This window comes from Variovorax sp. MPBD4-3 (assembly GCF_058809745.1).
This window is the reverse complement of record NZ_JBXASW010000051.1, coordinates 17,543-37,969: the sequence shown is the minus strand read 5'-3', so window position 1 is coordinate 37,969 and position 20,427 is coordinate 17,543. Positions and strand designations below refer to the sequence as shown.

The window sequence follows — 20,427 nt, the reverse complement described above, 5'->3', positions numbered from 1 at the left end:
AGGCATGGCCGATCACAAGTTCAGCATCCAGGGCGATTCGCCCGTAGTCGACAAGCTCATGTTCTGGCGCATCGTGGGCCACGAGGTGCTGGCGCGCCCGTCGGCCTACGAACTCACCGTGCTGACCGACAACGAAAGCATCGAAGCCGCGGACGTGCTGGGCCGCTCCTTCGACGTCGTGATCGAGTTCGCCGATGCCGACGGCGGCACCCACAAGCGGCACTGCCAGGGGCATGCGGTGCGCTTCACGCGCGTGGCACAGAGCGGGCGTTTCCTCGAATACCGCATCAGCCTGCGCTCGTGGTTCTGGCTGCTGAGCAAGCGCGTCAACGCGCGCATCCTGCAGAACAAGCCGGTGCTGGGCGTGATCGATGCGGTGCTCGACGACAGCCCGGTCGGCAGCCTCAAGAAGCTCAAGGCGGGCGGCGTGGTCGGCCCGCATGAGCCCCACGTGTACTGCGTGCAATACCGCGAGAGCGACTACCAGTTTCTTTCGCGCCTTCTGGAAGAAGAGGGCATCTACTACTGGTTCGACGCGCACGACGCGCCGGGCATGCTCTACCTTTCTGACACCAGCACGCTGGCGCACGAGAAGCTGCCCGCCGCCGACACGCTGAACCACGTGCAGCGCGGCGCATCGGAAGGGCGCTTCAACGAGATCACGCGCTGGATCAGCTCGCGCCAGTTCGAATCGGGCAAGTTCGCGTCGCGCGACCGGGACTTCAAGGTCATCAGCAAGCAGCTGCGCGCCGACAAGGGCGACCCCGACACGCACGAGCTGTCGGACCTCGAAGTGTTCGAGTTCCCGGGCGGCTACCAGTCGGGCGACGACACCGACAACCTCGCGCAGCTGCGGCTCGACGAACTCATCGGCCGGCGCCAGCGCCACTGGGCGCTGACCGGCTGGCCCGACGTGACCGCCGGGCGCAGCTTCGCCTTCAAGGGCGACCCCGACGGCAAGCGCGACGGCGACTACCTGATCGCGGCGTGCACCTTCGTCGCGAGCCACCCCGGCTACGAGGGCGCCAACTTCCCCGAGAGCCGGCGCTCGATCGACGCGGTGCTGCACGACGCGCTGGCCGACGACCCCGTCAACACCGGGCTGGGCGAACTGGTGGGCGACCTGATCGCGCAGACGCCCGCGCTGAGCACCGGCCAGCGCGCGAGCAGCAGCTTCCTGCTCACGGTGATTCCGCTGAACACGCCCTGGCGCCCGCCGCGCCTGACGCCGCGCGTGACCATGCCCGGCCCGCAGAGCGCCATCGTCACGGGCCGCAGCGGCGAGCAGATCTGGACCGAGGAGCACGGCCGCGTGAAGGTGCAGTTCCACTGGGACCGCTACGGCAAGAACGACGAGAACAGCTCATGCTGGGTGCGCGTGTCGCATCCCTGGGCCGGCAAGAGCTGGGGCGCGGTCAGCATTCCGCGCATCGGCCAGGAAGTGATCGTCGATTTCCTGGACGGCGACCCCGACCAGCCCATCATCGTCGGGCGCTTCTACAACGGCGAATCGATGGCGCCCTTCGGCCTGCCGGCCGGCGCCGTGGTGAGCGGCATCAAGTCGAACACGCACAAGGGCAAGGGCTACAACGAACTGTCGATGGACGATACCGCCGGCAAGGAGAAGGTGACCATCCACGGCCAGTACGACATGAACACCACGGTGGAGCACAACCAGACGACCACCGTGCACAACAGCCGCACCGACACCATCGACGTGGACGACTCGGAGAGCGTGGGTAACAACCAGACGCAGCACGTGGGCGTCAACCAGACCATCTCCATAGGCTCCAACCGCGGCGAGACCGTGGGCGGCACCGAGACCATCACCATCACCGGGCATCGCACCGAGACCGTGAACGGCGGCGAGACCGTCACCGTGACCGGCGGGCGCAGCCACACCGTCAACGGCATGCAGACCACCACCATCTCGGTGGCGGAGGCGCACACCGTGGGGGCGGGCCGCATGCACAGCGTGGGCGCGGGCGAGGCCATCAACGTGGGCGGCGTGCAGACCGTGTCGGTGGGCGGTGCGCAGATGGTGAGCGTGGGCGGCGTGCAGAAGGTCAACGTGGGCGCGCTGCAGTCGATCACGGTCGGCGGCCCGCACAAGCTCTCGGCGGCGGTGATCGCGGAGACATCGAAGGGGCCGATCAAGATCAAGGCGGGCGCGATCTGCATGGTCGAGGCGCCCACCATCATGCTCAAGGCGGGCGGCAGCAAGATCGTCATGAACGCCAGCGGCATCACCATCAAGGGCGCCAAGATCACCATCAAGGCCGACGGCACAGCGTCGTTCAAGGCCGGCGGCTCGATCAAGATCAAGGGCTCCAACCTGGGGGAGGACTGAGCCGTGGAAGACCACACCGATCTCCGGAGCGCGCGCAGCGTGCTGCACAGCGTGGCGGCCTGGTCCAAGCTGCCGGGCCAGGGCGTGGCGGTGGCCGCCTTCGCCGGCTTCGATGCCGAGGGGCGCTTCCTGGTCACGCTGGGCGACGGCATGGCGCCGGTGCAGGCGCTCTCCACGGTAGGCCTGGCGCCCGGCGATGCCGGTGCGGCCATCGTCGTGGCCTTCGAGCAGGGCGAGGTGCGGCGCCCGGTCATCGTCGGGCGTGTGCAGCCGCCGCGCAAAGAGGCACCGCCCGTGCTGGACGCGCGCGTGGACGGCGAGCGCGTCGTGCTGCAGGGGCGCGAGCGCATCGAGCTGCGCTGCGGCGACGCCAGCATCGTGCTCACGCGCGCGGGCAAGGTGCTGATCAACGGCAACTACGTGCTCACGCGCTCGCGCGGCGCCAACCGCGTCAAGGGTGCCTACGTGGGCATCAACTGACGAACGAGGCACCCGCCATGTGGCAGCTCGACAACCGCACACCCTACGCCGCCGAACGCACCTGGGTGCGCGACCGCGACGGCGCGGAGATCTGGCTCGTGGCGGTGAAGTGCAGCTTCGATGTCTCGCCCGATGGCCAGACGAGCGTCGCCGCCGGACAACCGCCCGTCGCGCAGGCGCCCGTCTTCGTCGACGAGGCCGCGCCCCGGCCCAGCCTGCTCTACGAGATGGACCTGGTGCGCACCAAGCAGACGACCGACGTGCTGCTGATCGGCAATGCGCATGCGCCCGGCGGCGTGCCCGTGACGCAGCTCGACGTGGGCCTGCGCGTCGGCCCGATCGCCAAGCGCCTGCGCGTGACCGGCGACCGCGTGTGGCTGGGCGGCGCGCCATCGGAGCCCGAGCCTTTCAGCACCATGCCGCTGGTGTGGGAGCGCGCATACGGCGGCATCGACCCGTGGACGCGCGACGCGCCGTTGCCGCAGTTCGACGTGCGCAACCCGGTGGGCACCGGCTTTGTACTGGAAGCGGCGCATGCGGAAGGCGTGCGGCTGCCGAACATCGAGTATCCGGATCAATGCGTGCGGGCGTGGAGCGACAGGCCCGAGCCTGCGGGGTTCGGGCCGCTGTGCAATCACTGGCAGCCGCGCGCGGGGTTTGCGGGGACGTATGACGAGGCTTGGCAGCGGGACCGGATGCCGTTGCTGCCGGTGGATTTCGATGATCGGCACTATCAGTGCGCGCCGGGGGATCAGCAGGCGCCGCAGTTTCTGGTGGGTGGAGAGCCGGTGGTGCTGATCCATCTCTGGCCACACGGAGGACAGCTACGTTTCGAACTGCCACGGGTGATTCTCGGTCTCGAGACATTCTTCATTGACGGCTATCGGGTAGCGCACGAGCGGCCGAGGTTGCACACAGTGATCGTCGAGCCGGATCGCTCGCGTGTCTCGCTGGTGTGGCACAGCGCGTTGCCTTGTCATCCGAGGGTGCACAAGTTGCTGCGAACGCGCATCGTGGAGAAGCGTTTCGTGCGCTTGGGTGAGCAGGTCGACGAGAGCGGAGTGCCGGCATGACCGCTGCCTCCTTGCAGATTGCAGGTATCGGTGCTTGCACGCCCATAGGCCGGAATGCGTGGTCGAGTGCCGCCGCAGCGCGCGCGGGCATCTGCGGCTTCGGCGAGCACCCGTTCCTGATGGACTCCGCGGGGGAACCGATGCGTGTGGCCCGCGCACCGTGGATAGGTGCGGACGTCGACGCGCAGCAGCGCTGCGCGGCCATGCTGCTACCGGCCATCGATGAAGCCGTGCGGCCGCTCGTGGCTGTCGGCGCCGCGATGCATTGCCGGCTCGGTCTGGCGCTGGCTCTGCCACCTCCGCGCGCTGGACGGCCTGCGGACCTGCGGGATGCATTGCTGGCACACATCACACGGCGGCACCAAGAGCTGTTCAGTGCATCGCGGGTCTTCGAGATCGGCCACGCGGGCGGGCATCTGGCGCTCGAAGTGGCGGCGCGTGGTTGTGCCAGCGCCTCGATCGACGCATGCCTGGTCTGCGGTGTCGATACCTACCTCGCGCCGGAAACGCTTGAATGGGTCGAGGCCATCGACCAGCTTCATGGCGGCGGCGTGCTCAACAATCCCTGGGGATTCATTCCCGGGGAGGCAGCGGGCGCCTTGTTGGTCGCCTCGCGCGAGTTCGCGGCGCAAGCCGGATTGACCTCGCTCGCGTCGCTCGGCGAGCCAGGGTTGGGTCTGGAGACGCGGCTCATCAAGAGCGGTGAGGTCTGCATCGGCGACGGACTCACGCAGGCCTTTCGCCAGGCTCTGAAATCGCTGGACCAGGACGAACTGGTGCACAACGTCTTTTGCGACATGAACGGTGAGACCTATCGCGCCGACGAGTACGGTTTTACCGTTCTGCGGACGAAGGAGCGTTTTCGCAATGCCACCGATTTCGTGGCACCGGCCGATTGCTGGGGCGACGTCGGAGCTGCCGGAATGCCGCTGCACATTGTCCTTGCCGTGATCTCTCATCTGAAACATTACGGCAAGGGGCCGGTGTCGATGGTGTGGGCCAGTTCCGAGTCTGGCGAGCGTGGCGCTGTCCTGGTACGCGGCATCGAGCCGCGCGATGGCTGAGGCCTGCAATGCCTGTCACGATCCGGGTCAATGGCACTGTGGGCTCGCTTGTTCACAAGATGAGTAGCGGGATCACCACCGCGACCATTCCGGACGTCTGCAAGACGCCGAGTCCGGGCGGCCCGGTGCCCGTGCCGTATCCGAACATCGCGCAATCCATCACGTTGACCAACGGGACGGCCACGGTCAAGGGTGACAAGGTGATGGCGGCGAACAAGGGGTCGAAGTTCGCACTGTCCAACGGCGACAACGCCGGCGTGGCTGGTGGCGTGAAGTCGAGCACCTTCATGAAGGAGGCGACCTGGATCCTCTATTCGTTCGACGTGAAGATGGACGGCAAGAACGCCGCGCGCTTCATGGACAAGATGTTCCACAACTCGGAGAACGCGGCCAATCTAGCCGGCATTCTCCAGTCGGTGGTCAAGGATCTCGGGCTCGACGCCGACGAGGAGGCGATGGCGAACAAGCTCTGCGAAGAGTTCTGCAAAGACCTTGCGAAAGGCCATGTGAAGGGGCCGCGTGGTGGTTGGAGCCGGGATCCTTCCTCGAGCGGCAACTGGTCTTACGAACTGGAATCCCGTCTGAGCAACCCGTTATCGTCGGCCGCGCGTGCGATCCAGAAGCTCGGGGGCCTGATCACTCAGCAGTTCACGCGCTCCTACGGCCTGCTGATTCCCGACGTGGTGTTGTCGCTCGGCACGGATGCGGCGGGCGTGCCGATCGTGAAGCGCTGTTTCGATTTCAAGTTTCCCGGCGACCGTTGGCGCAAGACGCAGAAGCTGCGGCAGCAGAAGCTGGCCAACGGCAACAAGCCGGTGAAGATCAATGCCAAGAACTGCGATTGCTGAAAAAGGAAGGAGCACCCCATGAGCGAAGTGACCGACAAGCTTGTTTTCTCCGGCGACGATGGGATCTATCTGCGACTCGTGACCGACATCACGCTGTATTGGCGTGGGTCGATGTTCGATCACGCACAAGGCATCCAGAACTTCTACGCGAAGGCACTCGGCGTGATCGGCAGCTACCTGAAGTTCTATCGAACCGAATCGATGGAGGGCTCCAGGCCGCTCAAGGCTGACTCCCTGCAGCTGTTGCCCGATTGGTTTTCCAAGCGCAAGGGAAAGGGCAAAGGCATCTACATGCTGAGCCTTGAAGGCGGCAACGACAAGGACGAGCCCTCGGAGCACGGCTTCTACTTGCTGGCCGATCAGGAAGAGGAAACGCGAGTAGGCGCGGTACGGCTCATTCTTCCGTCCTGGTTCATGGACACAGGGTATGAAAGCGTCGCGAACCTGCTGGCCGAATTGGTCGCGGGCTTCGATTTTGACTCTGGGCACGCAGGCTTCGCGGTCAACTGGGACCCGGAGGGGGAATACGAGAACGAGGCTGCCAGCCAGATGCTGATGCTCGCAAAGAAGTACCCAGGCATCGATCTGAACTACATGGATTCGACCATCATCGCCCTGCAGCGATCCGTTGCGCCGGCCATAAAGTGCGTGAACTGGCTCACGCTCCTGGGGACCGGGCTTCAGCAGCGGCTGCCGGCACTGGAAGAGTTGCGCGGAGAACTCGGCAGCGAATGCCCGGTGCATGAGCTGCCGGGTTGCTGGGTGATCCAGGCCGGCGCTGCCCCGGCCCTGGGCTATCCGGACAGGGACGAGATGAAGCCCTACCACCGTGTCGGCTCGGCGTTGGCGTCCGCACGCCTTCAGCGGCACCCGGCGATCTTTGCCGAGTCGGATCCGGGCTATGGAACGGACGAATGGCTGGCGCGATTCGACTGACACGAAGGAGCGCGCGATGAATGATCCCGACGTTTCGTCGCCGACCCTGAGCGAAGTCCTTGCCGAACACGCCGACGAAGCCTCCTTCCTCTGGCTCCAACGCGCCAGCGCAGTCCACGCCCCCAATTACTCGCCCCAGCAATTCGCCGACCTCGACGAACGCCTCGCCGCCCACGTCGACGGCTTGCGCGTTGCCGGCGATGAAGGCTGGCAGCATGCCCTGGCGCTCACCGACAACGAAGGCCCCGAAGACTTCTTCGTCGCCGCCGTGCTCGCCATCGAGGCGGTCGATGGCCGCTTCGACGATCTGGTGGAGCGCGCCAAGGACCTGCCCGAGGTCGTGCCCGGCCTGATCTCCGCGCTGGGATGGGTCGAGCCCAAGTACCTGGGCGGCCGCGTCAAGGCCTTGCTCGAAGACGCCTCGCCATTGCGGCAGAAGCTCGGCGTGGCGGCCTGCGCGCTGCATCGGCGCGATCCGGGCGCTTTGCTCGGGCAACTGCTTGCAGGCGCTCCAGACAGCGTGCGCATCCGCGCGCTGCGTGCGGCCGGCGAGCTGGGCCGTGCCGATCTGCTGCCGCAGGCCCGGGCGCTGCTCGGCGAGGCCAAGCCCGAGCTGCGCTTCTGGGCCGCGTGGGCGGCGGTGCTGCTCGGCGACCGGGCGCAGGCGCTCGATGTGCTCTCGGCCTTTGCGCTGAAGAGCGGGCCGCGCCAGCCGCGCGCGTTCCAGCTCGCGCTGCAGGCGATGGAGCCGGCACCGGGCCATGCGCTGCTGCTCGACAGCGCGGCGCTGCCCGAGGCGCAGCGCCTGCGCATCATCGGCTCGGGCTTCATCGGGGACGCGCGCTATGTGCCCTGGCTCATCGAGCAGATGGCGCAGCCGGCCACGGCGCGCATCGCGGCGGAGGCCTTCGTGACCATCACGGGCGTGGACTTCAACCTCGCGCAGATGGAGGTTCCGCCGCCCGACGGCTTCGAGGACGGGCCGACCGACGACCCCGACGACGACAACGTGGAGCTGCCCGAGGACATTGCCTTGCCCTGGCCCGACATCGACAAGGTCCGCGCGTGGTGGCAGCAGAACGGCGCGCGCTTCGTCCCCGGCGTGCGGCTCTTCATGGGGCAGCCGGTCTCGCCGGACTCCTGCACGGGTGTGCTGCGTGAGGGCTTCCAGCGCCAGCGCGTGGCGGCGGCGCTGCACCTGGCGCTGCTCGACGCGCACGCGCCGCTGTTCGCAACCAGCGCGCCGGCGTGGCGGCAGCAGCGCTGGCTCGGCGACGGCATACCTCTTTAGGCGAGATTGCCAACATGCCCCACGGAATGAATACTCCTTGCGAGTTTGTTCGGGCGCATTCAGGCACAGAGCCTTCGGGGGCCGATTCATGATCCATATCGCTGTCATCACCCGGCAAGGCGCTCCGGCCGGGCAGGCCATTGCCGCGGACTTCGGCCCCAACGGCGGCACCATCGGCCGGGCCGACACCAACACGCTGGTGCTCGACGACCCGGACCGCACCGTGTCGCGCGTGCATGCGCAGGTGCTGTGCCGCAACGGGCAGTACTTCGTCATCGACCGGGGCAGCAACCCGATGCAGTGCAACGGCGTGTCGCTGGGTTCGGGCAAGGAAGCCGCGCTGACCGACGGCGCACGGCTGGTGGTGGGCAGCTTCGAGCTCACGGTGCGTGTCGCGGCCGCCGCCGCGCCGCCGTCACTCGCCATCCCGAACACCGTGCTGGGGGGCTCTGCGGCGGTGCCTGCCGCGCCGACGAGCGACGACCCCTTCGCCGACTTGCTCGCGGGCCTCGCGCCACCGGCCGCACCGGCCGCGGCGCCCGCCCCGGCCCCTGCAGCGGCACTGCCTGAATCGCTGCTGTTCCCCGACCCGATGGAAAGCGGCTCGCGCAACGCGCAGGCCGCGCAGATCGATCCTTTCGCCAACCTGCTCGGACCCACGCCTTCGTCTGCACCGGTGGCCGGCCTGGGCGCGCTCGACGACTTCTCCGACCTCGGCGCCGCGCCCGCGCACGGCAAGGCCACGGGCATCGACGAACTCTTCGGCGGCATGAACGGCGGCGGCGGCGGCATCGGCGGCGATCCGCTGGCGCTGTCGCCGCTTGCCGATCCGCTGCTGCAGCCCAACACCGCATCGGACGCCGATCCGCTGGCCGCGCTGCAGCGCGCCGCGCCCGCCACGCCGGCAGCGCGCGCGGACCACCTGCCGATCGACCAGTTCGGCTTCACGCCGCCGAAGGCGATCAACAGCCCGGCGCCCGCGCAGCCGGTCGCCAACTTCGACGACATGACCGGCCAGCCCATACGCATCAGCGGGCCGGAGAGTTCCGGCAAGCCCTTCGAGCCGCCCGCGCCGCCTGTGGTGCCTGTGGTGCCTGTGGTGCCTGTGGCGCCCGCCCCGATAGCGCCAGCGGCGCCCAGGCGCGCGGCGAGCGACGACGAACTGCTCGCCGCCTTCCTGCGCGGCCTGGCCAGCACCCACCAGCCGCCCGAGATGCTCACGCCCGGCCTCATGGAGCGCATCGGCTCGATGCTGCGCAGCGCCACAGAAGGCACGCTGCAGCTGCTGCTCACGCGCCAGGAGTTCAAGCGCGAGGTGCGCGCCGAGGTCACGATGATCGCGGCGCAGGCCAACAACCCGCTGAAGTTCTCGCCCACCGTGGAAGTGGCGCTTGCGCACCTGCTGGGCCCCGGCGTGCGCGGCTTCATGCCGCCGGAGGCCGCGATGCGCGACGCCTTCGACGACCTGCGCGCGCATCAGTTCGGCGTGATGGTGGGCATGCGCGCGGCGCTGGCCCATGTCATCGCGCGCTTCGAGCCGGCCGAGCTGGAGAAGAAGATCAGCGCCAAGACCGCGCTCGACGCGCTCTTCAGCGCCAACCGCAAGGCCAAGCTTTGGGATCAGTTCGTGTCGCTCTACGGCGGCATCGCGAGCGAGGCGGAGGACGACTTCCACAGCCTCTTCGGCAAGGCCTTCCTGCAGGCCTACGAAGAGCAGATGGCGCGCCTGAAGTCGGACGCCTGACGAAGAAAAAGCACGGCAGCAACAACGACAACCGCAGCATTCGCGAGGCACCCCGCTTGGAAATCGAAATCGTCACGCTCTCCCGGCAGGGCGGCCGCACCTACAACGAGGACGTGCACGGCCACTGGCACGACGAGCGTCATGTCGCCTGCCTGGTGGCCGACGGCGCGGGCGGCCATGGCGGCGGCGACGTGGCGGCGGCCACCGCGCGCGCCAGCATGCTCGGCGGTTTCTCGGCCGCGCCGGGCCTGGACGAAGCCACGCTGCGCCGGCTGGTGGAGCAGGCCAACCTCGACGTGGTGGCGCGCCAGGCCGAGGGCGGCAAGCTCGCGGGCATGCGCTCGACCATCGTGTTCGCGGCCATCGACCTGGAAGACCACGCGCTCGCCTGGGTGCACAGCGGCGACAGCCGGGCCTACCTGTTCCGCGGCGGCGCCATCGTGGCGCGCACCACCGACCACAGCCTGGTGCAGCAGATGGTGGCCGGCGGCATGCTCGACGAAGAGGGCGCGCGGCTGCATCCGCAACGCAACATGCTGCTGTCGGCGCTGGGCTCGGTCGAGGAGGCGCCCGACATCGCGGTGTCGGACCGCATGCGCCTGCTGCCCGGCGACGTGCTGCTGCTGTGCAGCGACGGCGTGTGGGAGCCGCTGGGCGACGAGTGCCTGATCGACACGCTGCACGCTTCGCGCACGCCCACCCAGTGGACCGAGCTGATCGATGCGCAGGTCAAGGCCAACGCCAAGCCGGGCCACGACAACTACACGGCGCTCACGCTGTGGGTGATAGAGGACGACGAGGACGACGTGACCCGGCTGATGCCGGAGAACGCGATGCCGACGGATTCCTGAATCCTCTTGCCTGCGCAGAAAGGAAAAGGGCCCGCAGCGATCGCTCCGGGCCCTTTGCGCATCAGCCGGGTCGGCTGTTCCTTCGGTCCTTCGTTCAGGCGCCGCCCGTGGTCGGCACCGTCTGCGGCGCGACGTAGGTGTACTTGCTGGCCGTCTTCTTGACCCGCTTCAGCGCGCTGCGCAGCAACAGCGGCATGTCCTGCCGGTTCGGCAGGTTGCTGTAGTTGTCGATGCCCTGCGCGTCGCAGAGGTTGGCGCAGCCGTTGTTGAGCAGGTCGAGTGCGTAGCGCGTCTTGCTGATCGTGCTGCTCGCACCCACCGCCCGGTACGGATCGAAGATGCCGTCCGGCTTCAGGTTCTGGCCGCGCGCGATCGCCTGTTCCTGGAAGTGCACGATGTGCCTCTGCGTGATCGGCCCCTTCTGGCCGTCCACGACGATCACTGCGTTCTCCCCGGGCGGTGGATCGAAACCGTCGTTGAAGCCGAGCAGTTCGTAGTAGAAGATCCTGAACAGCGCCTGCACCAGCATCACGTCTTCGCGCGTGTTGGAGCCGATCAGGCCGACGGACCAGTCGATGTTGTAGGCCGTGCGCGGATTGCCGCTCGAGCCGATGAATGGGGTGCTGAATGCCATGGCATTGCTCCGGTGAGGACACGTCGGGGCCGGCCCGGGCGCTTGCACGCCCGATGCCGAACCTTGGCGTCCGTCGCCCGTCAGCGGGTTTCGGTGGTCGGCACGTTCCAGCCGAACTTCACTTCGCCGCCGGCCGCACCCTTGTCGTCCTGCGCCTTGTAGGCGAACTCGATGTCCTTGAACGAGCAAAGAACCTGCTCGTGCACGTCGCCGCCCTGCGCGCCGCCGGGGCTCACGCCGGAGATGAAGACTTCCTTCATGGTGACCTTCAGGTACTCCTGCTGGCCTTCGCCGGCCTTGCGGCAGGTCAGGACCATGTCCTTGAAGTGCTTGCCGCTCACGCAGTTCTTGGCCAGCACCGGAGAGGCCTTGTCGTAGGTGTGCGTGAAGTGGAATTCGCCGGGCGTGGCCTTGCCCTTGCCGGAACCGCCGCCGGAGCCCGCGCCCGACGAGTTGCTCACGTTCCAGGACCACGAAGAGATCTCGATCTCGTCCTTGTGATCCTTGTGGGAAGACTCGCCCTTGACGCCGTCGAGCTTGATGTGAAAGTCAGAAGACATGTTCCTACTCCTTGGAACCCGATTGCGTTCGGGCGGTTGTTGATGATCCAGACGGTTACCTGGGCTGCCGGCGGCCTGCGGTGAAAGCCGGTGCGCGGCAGCTGTTGATAGAACGAAACGGAAGCCGGAATTTCAAGAAAATTCCGGCCTGTTTTTCATGCGCCGCCCTTGGCGGAAGGCAGCTTCGACACCAGGCGCAGCGAAACCGTGAGGCCTTCGAGCTGGTAGTGCGGACGCAGGAAGAACTTGGACGTGTAGTAGCCCGGGTTGCCCTCCACTTCCTCGACGACCACCTCGGCGGCAGCCAGGGGCTTTTGCGACTTGGTGATCTCCGAGGAGTTGGCCGGGTCGCCGTCCACGTAGTTCATGATCCATTTGTTGAGCCAGCGCTGCATGTCCTCGCGCTCCTTGAAGCTGCCGATCTTGTCGCGCACGATGCACTTGAGGTAGTGCGCAAAGCGGTTGCAGGCAAACAGGTAGGGCAGGCGCGCCGCCAGGTTGGCGTTGGCCGTGGCGTCGGGGTCGTCGTACTCGGCCGGCTTGTTGAGCGACTGGGCGCCGATGAAGGCCGCGAAGTCGGAGTTCTTGCGGTGGATCATCGACAGCAGGCCGGCCTTCGAGAGCTCGGCCTCGCGCCGGTCGCTGATGGCGATCTCGGTGGGGCACTTCTGGTCCACGCCGCCGTCGTCGCTCGGGAAGGTGTGCAGCGGCAGGTTCTCCACCGCGCCGCCCGATTCGATGCCGCGGATGCGCGAACCCCAGCCGTAGAGCTTGTACGAGCGGTTGATGTTGGTGGCCATCGCGTAGGCCGCGTTGGCCCAGGCGTACTTGTTGTGGTCGGCGCCGGCGGTGTCCTCCTCGAAGTCGAACTCTTCCACCGGATTGGTGTTCGCGCCGTAGGGCGTGCGCGCCAGGAAGCGCGGCATGCACATGCCGATGTACTTGGAGTCGTCCGACTCGCGCAGGCTGCGCCAGCCGGCGTACTCGGGCGTGAGGAAGATCTTGGTCAGGTCGCGCGGGTTGGCGAGCTCCTGCCAGGACTCCATCTGCATCAGGTTCGGGCTTGCGCCGGTGATGAAGGGGGCGTGCGCCGAAGCGGCGATCTTGGCCATCTCGCCGAGCAGTTCCACATCGGGCGGGCTCTGGTCGAAGTGATAGTCGCCCACCAGCGCGCCGAAGGGTTCGCCGCCGAACTGGCCGTACTCCTGCTCGTAGATCTTCTTGAACATCGGGCTCTGGTCCCAGGCCGCGCCCTTGAACTTCTTCAGGCTCTTGGCAAGGTCCGCCTTGGAGATGTCCATCACGCGGATCTTCAGGTTCTCGTCGGTCTCGGTGTTGTTCACCATGTAGTGCAGGCCGCGCCACGCACTCTCGAGCTTCTGGTAGTCGGGGTGGTGGATAATCCTGTTGACCTGGTCGGTGAGCTTGGCGTCGATCGCGGCGATCATGGCCTGGATCGACTTGGTCACGTCCTTGCCGATGACGGTGCTGTTGCTCAGCGCCTGCTGCGCCAGCGTGAGCACGGCGGCCTCGACGGCGCTCTTGGCTTCGTCGCTGCGCGGCTTGAATTCCTTCTGCAGCAGCGACGAGAAATCGCTGCCCGCGTACGCGACATCTTTCAGCGCGCTCTGTTCGAGTGCTTCGGCCATGGTGGGTACTCCTCGTTAACCGGTGTGTGTGTGTCGGGGGTCAGGCGGCGGGCGTGCTGCCGTCTTCGGGCTTCTTGCTCGCGGCCAGCGTCTGCAGCAGGGCCGGGTCTTCCAGCACCTTGGCCAGCAGGTCTTCGGCGCCGCCCTTGCCGTCCATGTAGGTGACGAGGTTCGACAGCTGGGTGCGCGCCTCGAGCAGCTTGTTCAGCGCGCCCACCTTGCGGGCCACGGCGGCGGGCGAAAAATCTTCCATGTTCTCGAAGGTGAGCTCCACCTTCAGGTCGCCTTCGCCGGTGAGCGAGTTCTCCACCGCGAAGGCTGCGCGCGGCTTCATGGCCTTCATGCGCGAGTCGAAGTTGTCGACGTCGATCTCCAGGAACTTGCGGTCGGCCACCGGCGCGAGCGGGTCGGCGGGCTTGCCCGACAGGTCGGCCAGCACGCCCATCACGAAGGGCAGCTGCACCTTCTTCTCGGCTCCGTAGAGCTCCACGTCGTACTCGATCTGGACCCGGGGCGCCCGGTTGCGGGCGATGAATTTCTGACTGCTCTTGGCCATGGAAGATGCTCCTTGCGGGTGTGAATGGGGCGGTTGTGTTGTGGTGCTGGCTTATTCGGAAGGGCGTCGGCCCGTGACCGTCTCGATGGTGTCCATCGCGTTGGGCGCGAGGTTGGCCATGATCTCGAGGAAGCTCACGCCGATGAGCTTCTTCGCGCGCTCGATCAGCAGCGGCGCGGGGTTGCCGGGCTCGGCCTGCTCGAGGTAGCGGATCACCCGGTCGAGCATCTGCACCGCGTCCTGGCGGTTCTGGATCTCGCCGCGCGGGGCTGCGGGATGTGCGGCCGGGGCGCTTGCGTCCTGCGTGCCCGCATCGCCCTCGCCGGTTGCCGCGCCCGCGGCATCCGCCGGCGCGCCGCTGGCCGCGGCGCAGGCCTTGTTCAGCACGCGGCCGATGCCGCGCAGCGCGTCGAAGTCGACCGCGTCGGCACGACCGGTGCGATCGACGATGAGCCTGTGCAGGCGATCGATCAGCGCGGGCACCTCGACGGCAGCCTGTATGGCCTCGGGCCGCTCGGCCTGTATGGCTTCGAGCCCGCCCTGCACCTGCGCCATGGAATACGCCGCCTCGCCGCCGACGGCGGTGAGCGCGTTGTGCGCAATGGCGATGTCGCGCACGCGGATCGGCCCGACGCCGCGCGCGATGCCGACCTGCGCGTCGTACAGGTCGCGCAGGCCCATGCCTTCGTCGGTCAACGGCGCGAGCGCGTTGAGGCGCATCGTCGGATCGTTGTCGTCGTCCGCATCGAGCTTTGGATGTATGCCGTCCCAGAAACTGTCGAGCAGGTCGGTCAGCAGGCGCAGCCCCGCGGCGAAACCGGCAACGCCCTGCAGGCGCGTGGCGGCGCGCAGCAGCAGCACCGCGGCGCGCACGTCCTTGCTGCGGCGAAGGATGGCGTCGGACTGCTCGGCGACTTCGCGCCACTCGGGTTCGACCGCGGGAATGACCGTGTCGCCGAACTGCTGCTCCGGCTTGCCTTGCGCGGCCGAGACGAGCGCGGTGAAGTCCGCGTCGTACTCCAGGTCGTCGCCGCACGGCGAGGCTTCGCCGATGGGCGTGAGCAGTGCGGCGGCAAGTTGGTTGTTCAGCATATTGCCTGTTGAAGTTGGCTGGTGATAATCAAAGATGCGTCTTGACCGGTCAATGCAACGAAGGGAATAGCATGCGCACGCTGGGTACACACCATTCGTCCTATGAGAGCTCCTGCGCCGCGCTGCCGCGGCGTCGCATCGCCGTTCTTGGCCTTGCTGCAGCGGGTCTTTCGCTCATCGGATGCGCGAGCAAGCCGGTGGTGACGACCGTCGCGGTCTCGCTCACGGCAGGCCCCGACGCCAACCCCGATGCGCGCGGACGCGCCTCGCCGCTCACGGTGCGCGTGTATGCGCTGAAGTCGCCCGGCCCGTTCGAAGGCGCCGACTTCTTCTCGCTGTTCGAGAAAGACCAGGCCACGCTGGGCGCCGAACTCGTGCAGCGCGAAGAAGTGCTGCTGCGGCCCGGCGAAAGCAGGAAGCTCGACTTCAACCTGCCGCCCGACGCCAAGGCCATCGGCGTGATGGCGGCGTTCCGCGATCTCGACCGCGCGCGCTGGCGCGAGGTGCGTCCGGTCACCACCGGCAAGGCGCAGTCGCTCGACGTGCTGCTCGGCGCGCGGCAGATGCGCATCGACGCGAAGTAGCGCCGTCGGCGGCCTGCCTGTTCAGGCCGTGGCGCCGGCGGGCGATGGACGGCCCGGCCGCACCAGTGGCTGGTCGGCCGGCAGGAAGCGGCCGAACAGGTCATCCACGAAGGCTGCTCCCGCGCCGTGCATGGGCGACGCCGCAGCCGTCAGGTAGAGGCCGCGCCAGCGCGTCGCGCGCGTGCCCTTGCCATGGTTCTCGAGCAGCACCTGCGTGAAGGTGCGCAGCCCTGGCTGCAGCGCGCGCACCGCTTCCACGAATTCATGCACCGCAAGCCGGTCCGCGGCGCTGGCCTGCCGATGCAGCAGGCTCATTCGCAGCGCATGCAGGTGCCGGGCGAGCGGGTCGAACACCGCATCGAGCCGTTCGCGCGCTGGCGTGGCGATGGCGGCCGAGGCGTCGGTCAGCCGATGGCCCACGGCCTGCGAGAGCACCTCGGGCGGCAACGCGCCGCGTAGCACCGCATAGCCCGGGAGCTGTTCGAGCCCGGTGACGACGAGGTACGTGGGAAGCTGCAGTCGCAGGGTGTCTGCGGTCTCGTCGAGCAGGCGGCGCATTCGCGCGGCCAGGGCCGCGAGTTCGCTCTCGTCGGCATGCAGCAGCTCTTGCGCGGACACGCACGCGACCATGCCGTTGAGCGGCAGGCGGTGTCGCCGCTCGGCCAGTGCCAGCAGCGACTGCAGCCACAGCCCGCGCTGCGCCGGCGTGTCGGCGGCCTTGCCGACCGCGCCGGGCGGAATCTCGATGGACACGGTGGCGCCGGTCAGCCACCAGTGCCACCGGGCATCTGCCTTGGCTTCGCCTGCGTCGTGCGCGGGCAGGCGCTCGCCATGCGCCGCAGAAAGCAGGCCGCACACGTTGGCGGCGGCATTGCCGAAGAACAGGAACCATGGAACGGGCGCGCGCGGGCGGCTGCGCTTCAGGGCCTGCTGTGCCTGCGCCATGCCTTCCCTGAACGCGGCGGCGGCCAGTTCCGTGTCGCCGGCTTCCGAGGCGGGGACGCCAAGCGCCTCGATGCGCCGCTGCAGCGCGCGGCGCCGCGCTCCGCGTCCGGCATCGCGCACCACGCCGTACAGCAGCGCGAAGCCCGCGAGGCACAGCACCAGCAGCAGCCAGAAGCGATGGTCGTGCGAAAGCATGGCGGTCACCGCGAAACCGTCTCCAGGAACACGAAGTCGGCGATCAGCCGGTCGCTGTTCTTGCCGGCCGCGACGGTCTCTCGCAGCCGCAGCAGGTAGTCTGACGCGAGCTCGAAAGGCGGCCGGTCGGCGGTTTCGGTGAACGGCGTCGGCGCCGAGAGCACGGTGATCAGCACGCTGCCGAAGGGCGGGCTCACGAGCCAGCTCGACGGGATCTCGCGGCCCAGCGCCAGTGTTTCGCCCGCATGCAGCTTCGTGGGCGCCTGCCCGGCGTTGAGGTGCATGACCGCGCCGTCGGCCGTGTAGTAGTCGACCCAGATGTAGCTGTCGTGGCGCGGCGCCACCACCTGCACGCGCACCGGGTCGCCTTCGCGCAGCTTGCCTTCGAGCGCGGAGGGCGAGTCGATGTCGAGCCCGTAGGCCCGCTCGCGGTTGCGCGCCTGGTAGGGCTTGATGATGGCGAACACCTCGCAGTGCGGCCACACGCGCAGGCCGACGTCGAAGCTCGGCGATTTCACGCCGGGCACCATGGCCACTTCGCGCTCCACCCGCGACAGGTCGCCGGGCAGCGAGACGAAGCCGGACACGCGCGTGCGGCCCTCCGGGTCCACGGTGGCCGTGAGGTCGGCGCAGGCGAAGGTCTGCAGGTGCTGCTCGATGCGCTGGCTCAGTCCGGAGCCGGCCGCGGGCGGCCCGGTGGACCACAGCCACAGCAGGTAGATCAGCGGCAGCAGCAGTGCGAGCGCCGCGCCGGCGCGCAGCAGCGCGCGGTCGCGCCGGTGCGTGTCGTTGGGGCCGCGCGGGTCGGGCACGCTGTACGGTTGCGGCGTGATGCGGTCGTGCGCCAGGCTGTCGGCCGCGAGCGGGCGCAGCTGCAGCTGGCGGCCGTGCAGGTCCTTGAGTTTTCCGAGCTCACCCTGGTCGCCGTCCTCGAAGTAGTACTGGCCCTTGAAGCCCAGCACCAGCGCGTGCCAGTAGACCTCGCGCACGTCGTTGTCCTGCGCGCCCAGGGCCGACAGGTGGTGGAAGAACTCGCTGTGCGCATTGTTCGAGTTGAAGAGCTGCGCCTGCAGCGGCGAGGGGCCGCTGCCGGCATCCGCGCCTGCCGTCGCTTCCGGGTGCCGCGCGAGGATCTCGTCGATCCACGCCACCATCGCGAACACGGCCGACTCGACCTGCGGCGCGGGCGTGCCCGCGGCGGCCGCTTCGGCGCGCGCGGTGTCGAGCAGCTGCATGGCCTTGCGCTGCACCGTCGCGAGCGCGGGCATCGGGCGCCCGGCGGCGGCCGATGCATCGAGGGCGAGGCCGTATGCGATGAAGCCGGAGAAGCAGTCGAGCAGGCGAGCCATGGAGGTGCCTGCTCAGGCGTGCATTGCGAAGGATGCCTTGCACCGGCGTCTGCAGCGATGGCACATGCCTATGTCCCCGGTTCCTTCGAGTAGGCTTTCATTGTTTCAAACGGGCCGGCGGGGGCGCCATACCGCTTGGGGCCTATGCCGTTGGTGGGGCGGCGGCCTTGCTGCGCGGGGAAATCACCGGTATCTTCTGCACCCGGTAGTTCAACGCGTGCTGGGGCACGGGAAAAAAGACATGAAAATCCTGATCGCCGACGACCACCGGCTCGTCATCGAGGCGGTCAAAGCCAAGTTGTCGGAACTGGAGCCCGGCATCGAGTTCGTTCTGGCGATGAGCGTCGACGAGCTGCTTGCGGGTGCTTCCGACGACCTCGACCTGGCCCTGATCGACCTCAACATGCCCGGCGCCGATGGGCAGGCGCACATCGACGAAATCCGCAAGCGCCATCCGGCCCTGCCCGTCATGGTGCTGTCCGGGTACGAAGACCCGGCCATCATGCGCAGCGCGCTGGAGCGCGGCGTGCTCGGTTTCATTCCCAAGGCCTATTCACCCGAGGTGATGCTCTCCGCCGTGCGGCTGGTGCTGGCCGGCGGCGTGTACGTGCCGCCGATGATGCTCACCGCGCTGCCGCCGGGCATCGTGGCGGGCGTGGCACCCCAGGCGTCTGAGACGCTGCCGCGCGGCGGCGCCGGCAGCCAGACGCTGGAACACCTGCGCAACGTGCTGACCGAGCGGCAGGTCGAGGTGCTGCAACTGCTGTCGCAGGGCAAGCCCAACAAGCTGATCGGGCGCAGCCTGGGCATCAGCGAAGGCACGGTGAAGATCCACCTGGCCGCCATCTTCCGTGCGCTGAACGTGCGCAACCGCACCGAGGCGGTGGTGGCGGCGCAGGCGCTGACCGAGGCGCAGCAGGCCTAGGCTGCGCGCAACTCGGGGGGCGGTGCGGTGTCGGCACCGCCGCGCAACGTCGCCTTGCGTTCCTCGATCGCCTGCGCCAGGAACTCCGCATCCCGCGCCACGCCCGAGAAGCGCCCCGACCCCCAGGTGTGCAGCCAAGGCAGGCCCAGGAAGTACAGCCCGGGCTCGTTCGTGACCCCGCGCAGGTGCACCGGCGCGCCGCGCCCGTTGAACACCGGCGCATCGACCCACGCGAAATCCGGCGAGAAGCCGATGCACCACACCACGCTGGTGATGCCCGCCGCGGCAAGGTCGAGCCGCGTGCGTTCTTCCCGTGGCTCCCATACCGGCGTGTAGACCGAAGGCGGCGGCGCCTCGATGCCCTGCGCCGCGATGTGCTTGTCGATCGATGCGTTGATGCGGTTGTAGGTGCTGTCCGCCTGGTCGAGGTTGTCGCGCAGGTTGGGCTGCAATTCGAAGCTGCCGTTGTCGAAGCCGCTCAGCAGGCCGTACAGATCCATGCCTTCGAGCGCGAAGCGCCGCAGGTCGATGTCGCGCCCGCCGTCGCGGCCGGTCACGTAGTGGTTGGTGTTGTCGCGCACGCCTTCGCGCAGCGGATGCTCGGTGACGGGCATGTCGTAGTACTTCATGTCGGCGAGCCAGTCGACCACCTCCCGGCCGCGATAGAAGCGCGCGCAGCGCGGCGCGTTGCCGGTGGCCAGGTGCACCTTGCGGCCGGCCAGGTGCAGGTCTTCGGCGATCTGCGCGCCCGACTGGCCGCAGCCCACCACCAGCACCGCGCCCTCGGGCAGTTGCGCCGGGTTGCGGTACTGCGCCGAGTGGAACTGCGCCACGCTGGCCGGCAGCTTTTCGGCCAGGCGCGGCACGATGGGGCGGTGGTAGCCGCCCGAGGCCACCACCACCTGGTCGGCGGTGTAGAGGCCGGCGTCGGTCTGCACGCCGAAGCGGTCGCGCTCGCCGTCGCGCGATACGCGTTCGACGGTCACGCCCTCCACGGCCGGCGCCTTCACGTGCTCGACGAAGCCCGCGAGCCATTCGTTGATCTGGTCCTTGACCATGAAGCCGTGCGGATCGCCGCCGGTGTAGCCCCAGCCCGGCAGCTGGCATTGCCAGTTGGGCGTGACGAGGCAGAACGAGTCCCAGCGCTGCGTGCGCCAGGTGTGCACCAGGCTGCGCTTCTCTATCACGAGGTGGTCGATGCCGCGCTGCTGCAGGCATTGGCTCAGCGACAGGCCGGCCTGGCCGCCGCCGACGATGACGACGCTGTAGTGGCTGCGTCCGCCGTAGGGATGTGACATGGG

19 protein-coding genes are annotated in these 20,427 nt (G+C 68.1%); 11 read left to right on the top strand and 8 right to left on the bottom strand.

Translation table 11 applies throughout. The features are described 5' to 3' along the window. Positions 1-4: 4 nt before the first annotated feature. From AC1RVW_RS23890 to AC1RVW_RS23850, 9 genes are all read left to right on the top strand, one after another. Positions 5-2,350, top strand: coding sequence for a type VI secretion system Vgr family protein (locus AC1RVW_RS23890; RefSeq protein ID WP_493202920.1), 2,346 nt, complete (start codon positions 5-7; stop codon positions 2,348-2,350). Between the two features lie 3 nt (positions 2,351-2,353). After that, positions 2,354-2,830, top strand: coding sequence for a DUF6484 domain-containing protein (locus tag AC1RVW_RS23885; protein ID WP_493202918.1), 477 nt, complete (start codon positions 2,354-2,356; stop codon positions 2,828-2,830). Positions 2,831-2,847: 17 nt separating this feature from the next. Further along, positions 2,848-3,903, top strand: coding sequence for a DUF2169 family type VI secretion system accessory protein (locus tag AC1RVW_RS23880; protein WP_493202917.1), 1,056 nt, complete (start codon positions 2,848-2,850; stop codon positions 3,901-3,903). Further along, positions 3,900-4,967 (top strand): hypothetical protein, encoded by a 1,068-nt coding sequence (locus tag AC1RVW_RS23875; RefSeq protein ID WP_493202915.1) that lies wholly within the window; start codon positions 3,900-3,902, stop codon positions 4,965-4,967. The genes AC1RVW_RS23880 and AC1RVW_RS23875 overlap by 4 nt, the downstream gene beginning before the upstream one ends. Before the next feature lie 8 nt (positions 4,968-4,975). Next, a complete protein-coding gene (locus AC1RVW_RS23870) occupies positions 4,976-5,815 on the top strand; it encodes a DUF4150 domain-containing protein (protein ID WP_081268476.1) in 840 nt (279 codons plus the stop codon). Between the two features lie 18 nt (positions 5,816-5,833). Further along, entirely contained in the window at positions 5,834-6,751 is a 918-nt protein-coding gene (locus tag AC1RVW_RS23865) for a type VI immunity family protein (RefSeq protein ID WP_493202913.1), read from the top strand. 16 nt (positions 6,752-6,767) lie between these two features. Then, positions 6,768-8,042 (top strand): TIGR02270 family protein, encoded by a 1,275-nt coding sequence (locus tag AC1RVW_RS23860; RefSeq protein ID WP_493202911.1) that lies wholly within the window; start codon positions 6,768-6,770, stop codon positions 8,040-8,042. Between the two features lie 88 nt (positions 8,043-8,130). After that, positions 8,131-9,786: a type VI secretion system-associated FHA domain protein TagH gene (gene tagH / locus AC1RVW_RS23855; RefSeq protein ID WP_493202909.1), complete on the top strand. Its 1,656-nt coding sequence runs from the start codon at positions 8,131-8,133 to the stop codon at positions 9,784-9,786. A 56-nt stretch (positions 9,787-9,842) separates the two neighbouring features. Next, on the top strand, positions 9,843-10,637 hold the full coding sequence (locus AC1RVW_RS23850; protein WP_493202908.1) for a PP2C family protein-serine/threonine phosphatase: 795 nt from the start codon (positions 9,843-9,845) through the stop codon (positions 10,635-10,637). 94 nt (positions 10,638-10,731) lie between these two features. Here AC1RVW_RS23850 and AC1RVW_RS23845 read toward each other — a convergent pair whose 3' ends face one another. From AC1RVW_RS23845 to tssA, 5 genes are all read right to left on the bottom strand, one after another. After that, complete coding sequence (locus tag AC1RVW_RS23845; protein ID WP_493202906.1) at positions 10,732-11,271, bottom strand: peptidoglycan-binding domain-containing protein; 540 nt, start codon at positions 11,269-11,271, stop codon at positions 10,732-10,734. Between the two features lie 80 nt (positions 11,272-11,351). Beyond that, positions 11,352-11,831: an Hcp family type VI secretion system effector gene (locus AC1RVW_RS23840; RefSeq protein ID WP_081268470.1), complete on the bottom strand. Its 480-nt coding sequence runs from the start codon at positions 11,829-11,831 to the stop codon at positions 11,352-11,354. A 155-nt stretch (positions 11,832-11,986) separates the two neighbouring features. Further along, positions 11,987-13,480, bottom strand: a complete 1,494-nt coding sequence (gene tssC, locus AC1RVW_RS23835) for a type VI secretion system contractile sheath large subunit (RefSeq protein ID WP_106935891.1) — start codon at positions 13,478-13,480, stop codon at positions 11,987-11,989. 40 nt (positions 13,481-13,520) lie between these two features. After that, the gene (gene tssB / locus AC1RVW_RS23830; protein WP_081268468.1) at positions 13,521-14,036 is read right to left on the bottom strand and encodes a type VI secretion system contractile sheath small subunit; all 516 of its coding nucleotides are present in this window, start codon (positions 14,034-14,036) and stop codon (positions 13,521-13,523) included. A 51-nt stretch (positions 14,037-14,087) separates the two neighbouring features. Then, a complete protein-coding gene (gene tssA / locus AC1RVW_RS23825) occupies positions 14,088-15,128 on the bottom strand; it encodes a type VI secretion system protein TssA (RefSeq protein ID WP_493202903.1) in 1,041 nt (346 codons plus the stop codon). 71 nt (positions 15,129-15,199) lie between these two features. On the opposite strand from tssA, the gene tssJ reads away from it, so the two are divergent. Further along, on the top strand, positions 15,200-15,712 hold the full coding sequence (gene tssJ / locus AC1RVW_RS23820; protein ID WP_106935890.1) for a type VI secretion system lipoprotein TssJ: 513 nt from the start codon (positions 15,200-15,202) through the stop codon (positions 15,710-15,712). 21 nt (positions 15,713-15,733) lie between these two features. On the opposite strand, the gene AC1RVW_RS23815 is transcribed toward tssJ, so the two are convergent. Then, a complete protein-coding gene (locus tag AC1RVW_RS23815) occupies positions 15,734-16,852 on the bottom strand; it encodes a type VI secretion system protein (protein ID WP_493202933.1) in 1,119 nt (372 codons plus the stop codon). A gap of 5 nt (positions 16,853-16,857) precedes the next feature. Then, positions 16,858-18,201: a DotU family type IV/VI secretion system protein gene (locus tag AC1RVW_RS23810; RefSeq protein WP_493202900.1), complete on the bottom strand. Its 1,344-nt coding sequence runs from the start codon at positions 18,199-18,201 to the stop codon at positions 16,858-16,860. Positions 18,202-18,442: 241 nt separating this feature from the next. Here AC1RVW_RS23810 and AC1RVW_RS23805 point away from each other — a divergent pair, with 241 nt between their 5' ends. After that, the gene (locus tag AC1RVW_RS23805; RefSeq protein WP_081268464.1) at positions 18,443-19,126 is read left to right on the top strand and encodes a response regulator transcription factor; all 684 of its coding nucleotides are present in this window, start codon (positions 18,443-18,445) and stop codon (positions 19,124-19,126) included. Here AC1RVW_RS23805 and AC1RVW_RS23800 read toward each other — a convergent pair. Beyond that, positions 19,123-20,424 (bottom strand): MSMEG_0569 family flavin-dependent oxidoreductase, encoded by a 1,302-nt coding sequence (locus AC1RVW_RS23800; protein ID WP_493202898.1) that lies wholly within the window; start codon positions 20,422-20,424, stop codon positions 19,123-19,125. The two genes, AC1RVW_RS23805 and AC1RVW_RS23800, sit on opposite strands and share 4 nt — an antisense overlap. Between the last annotated feature and the right edge of the window lie 3 nt (positions 20,425-20,427).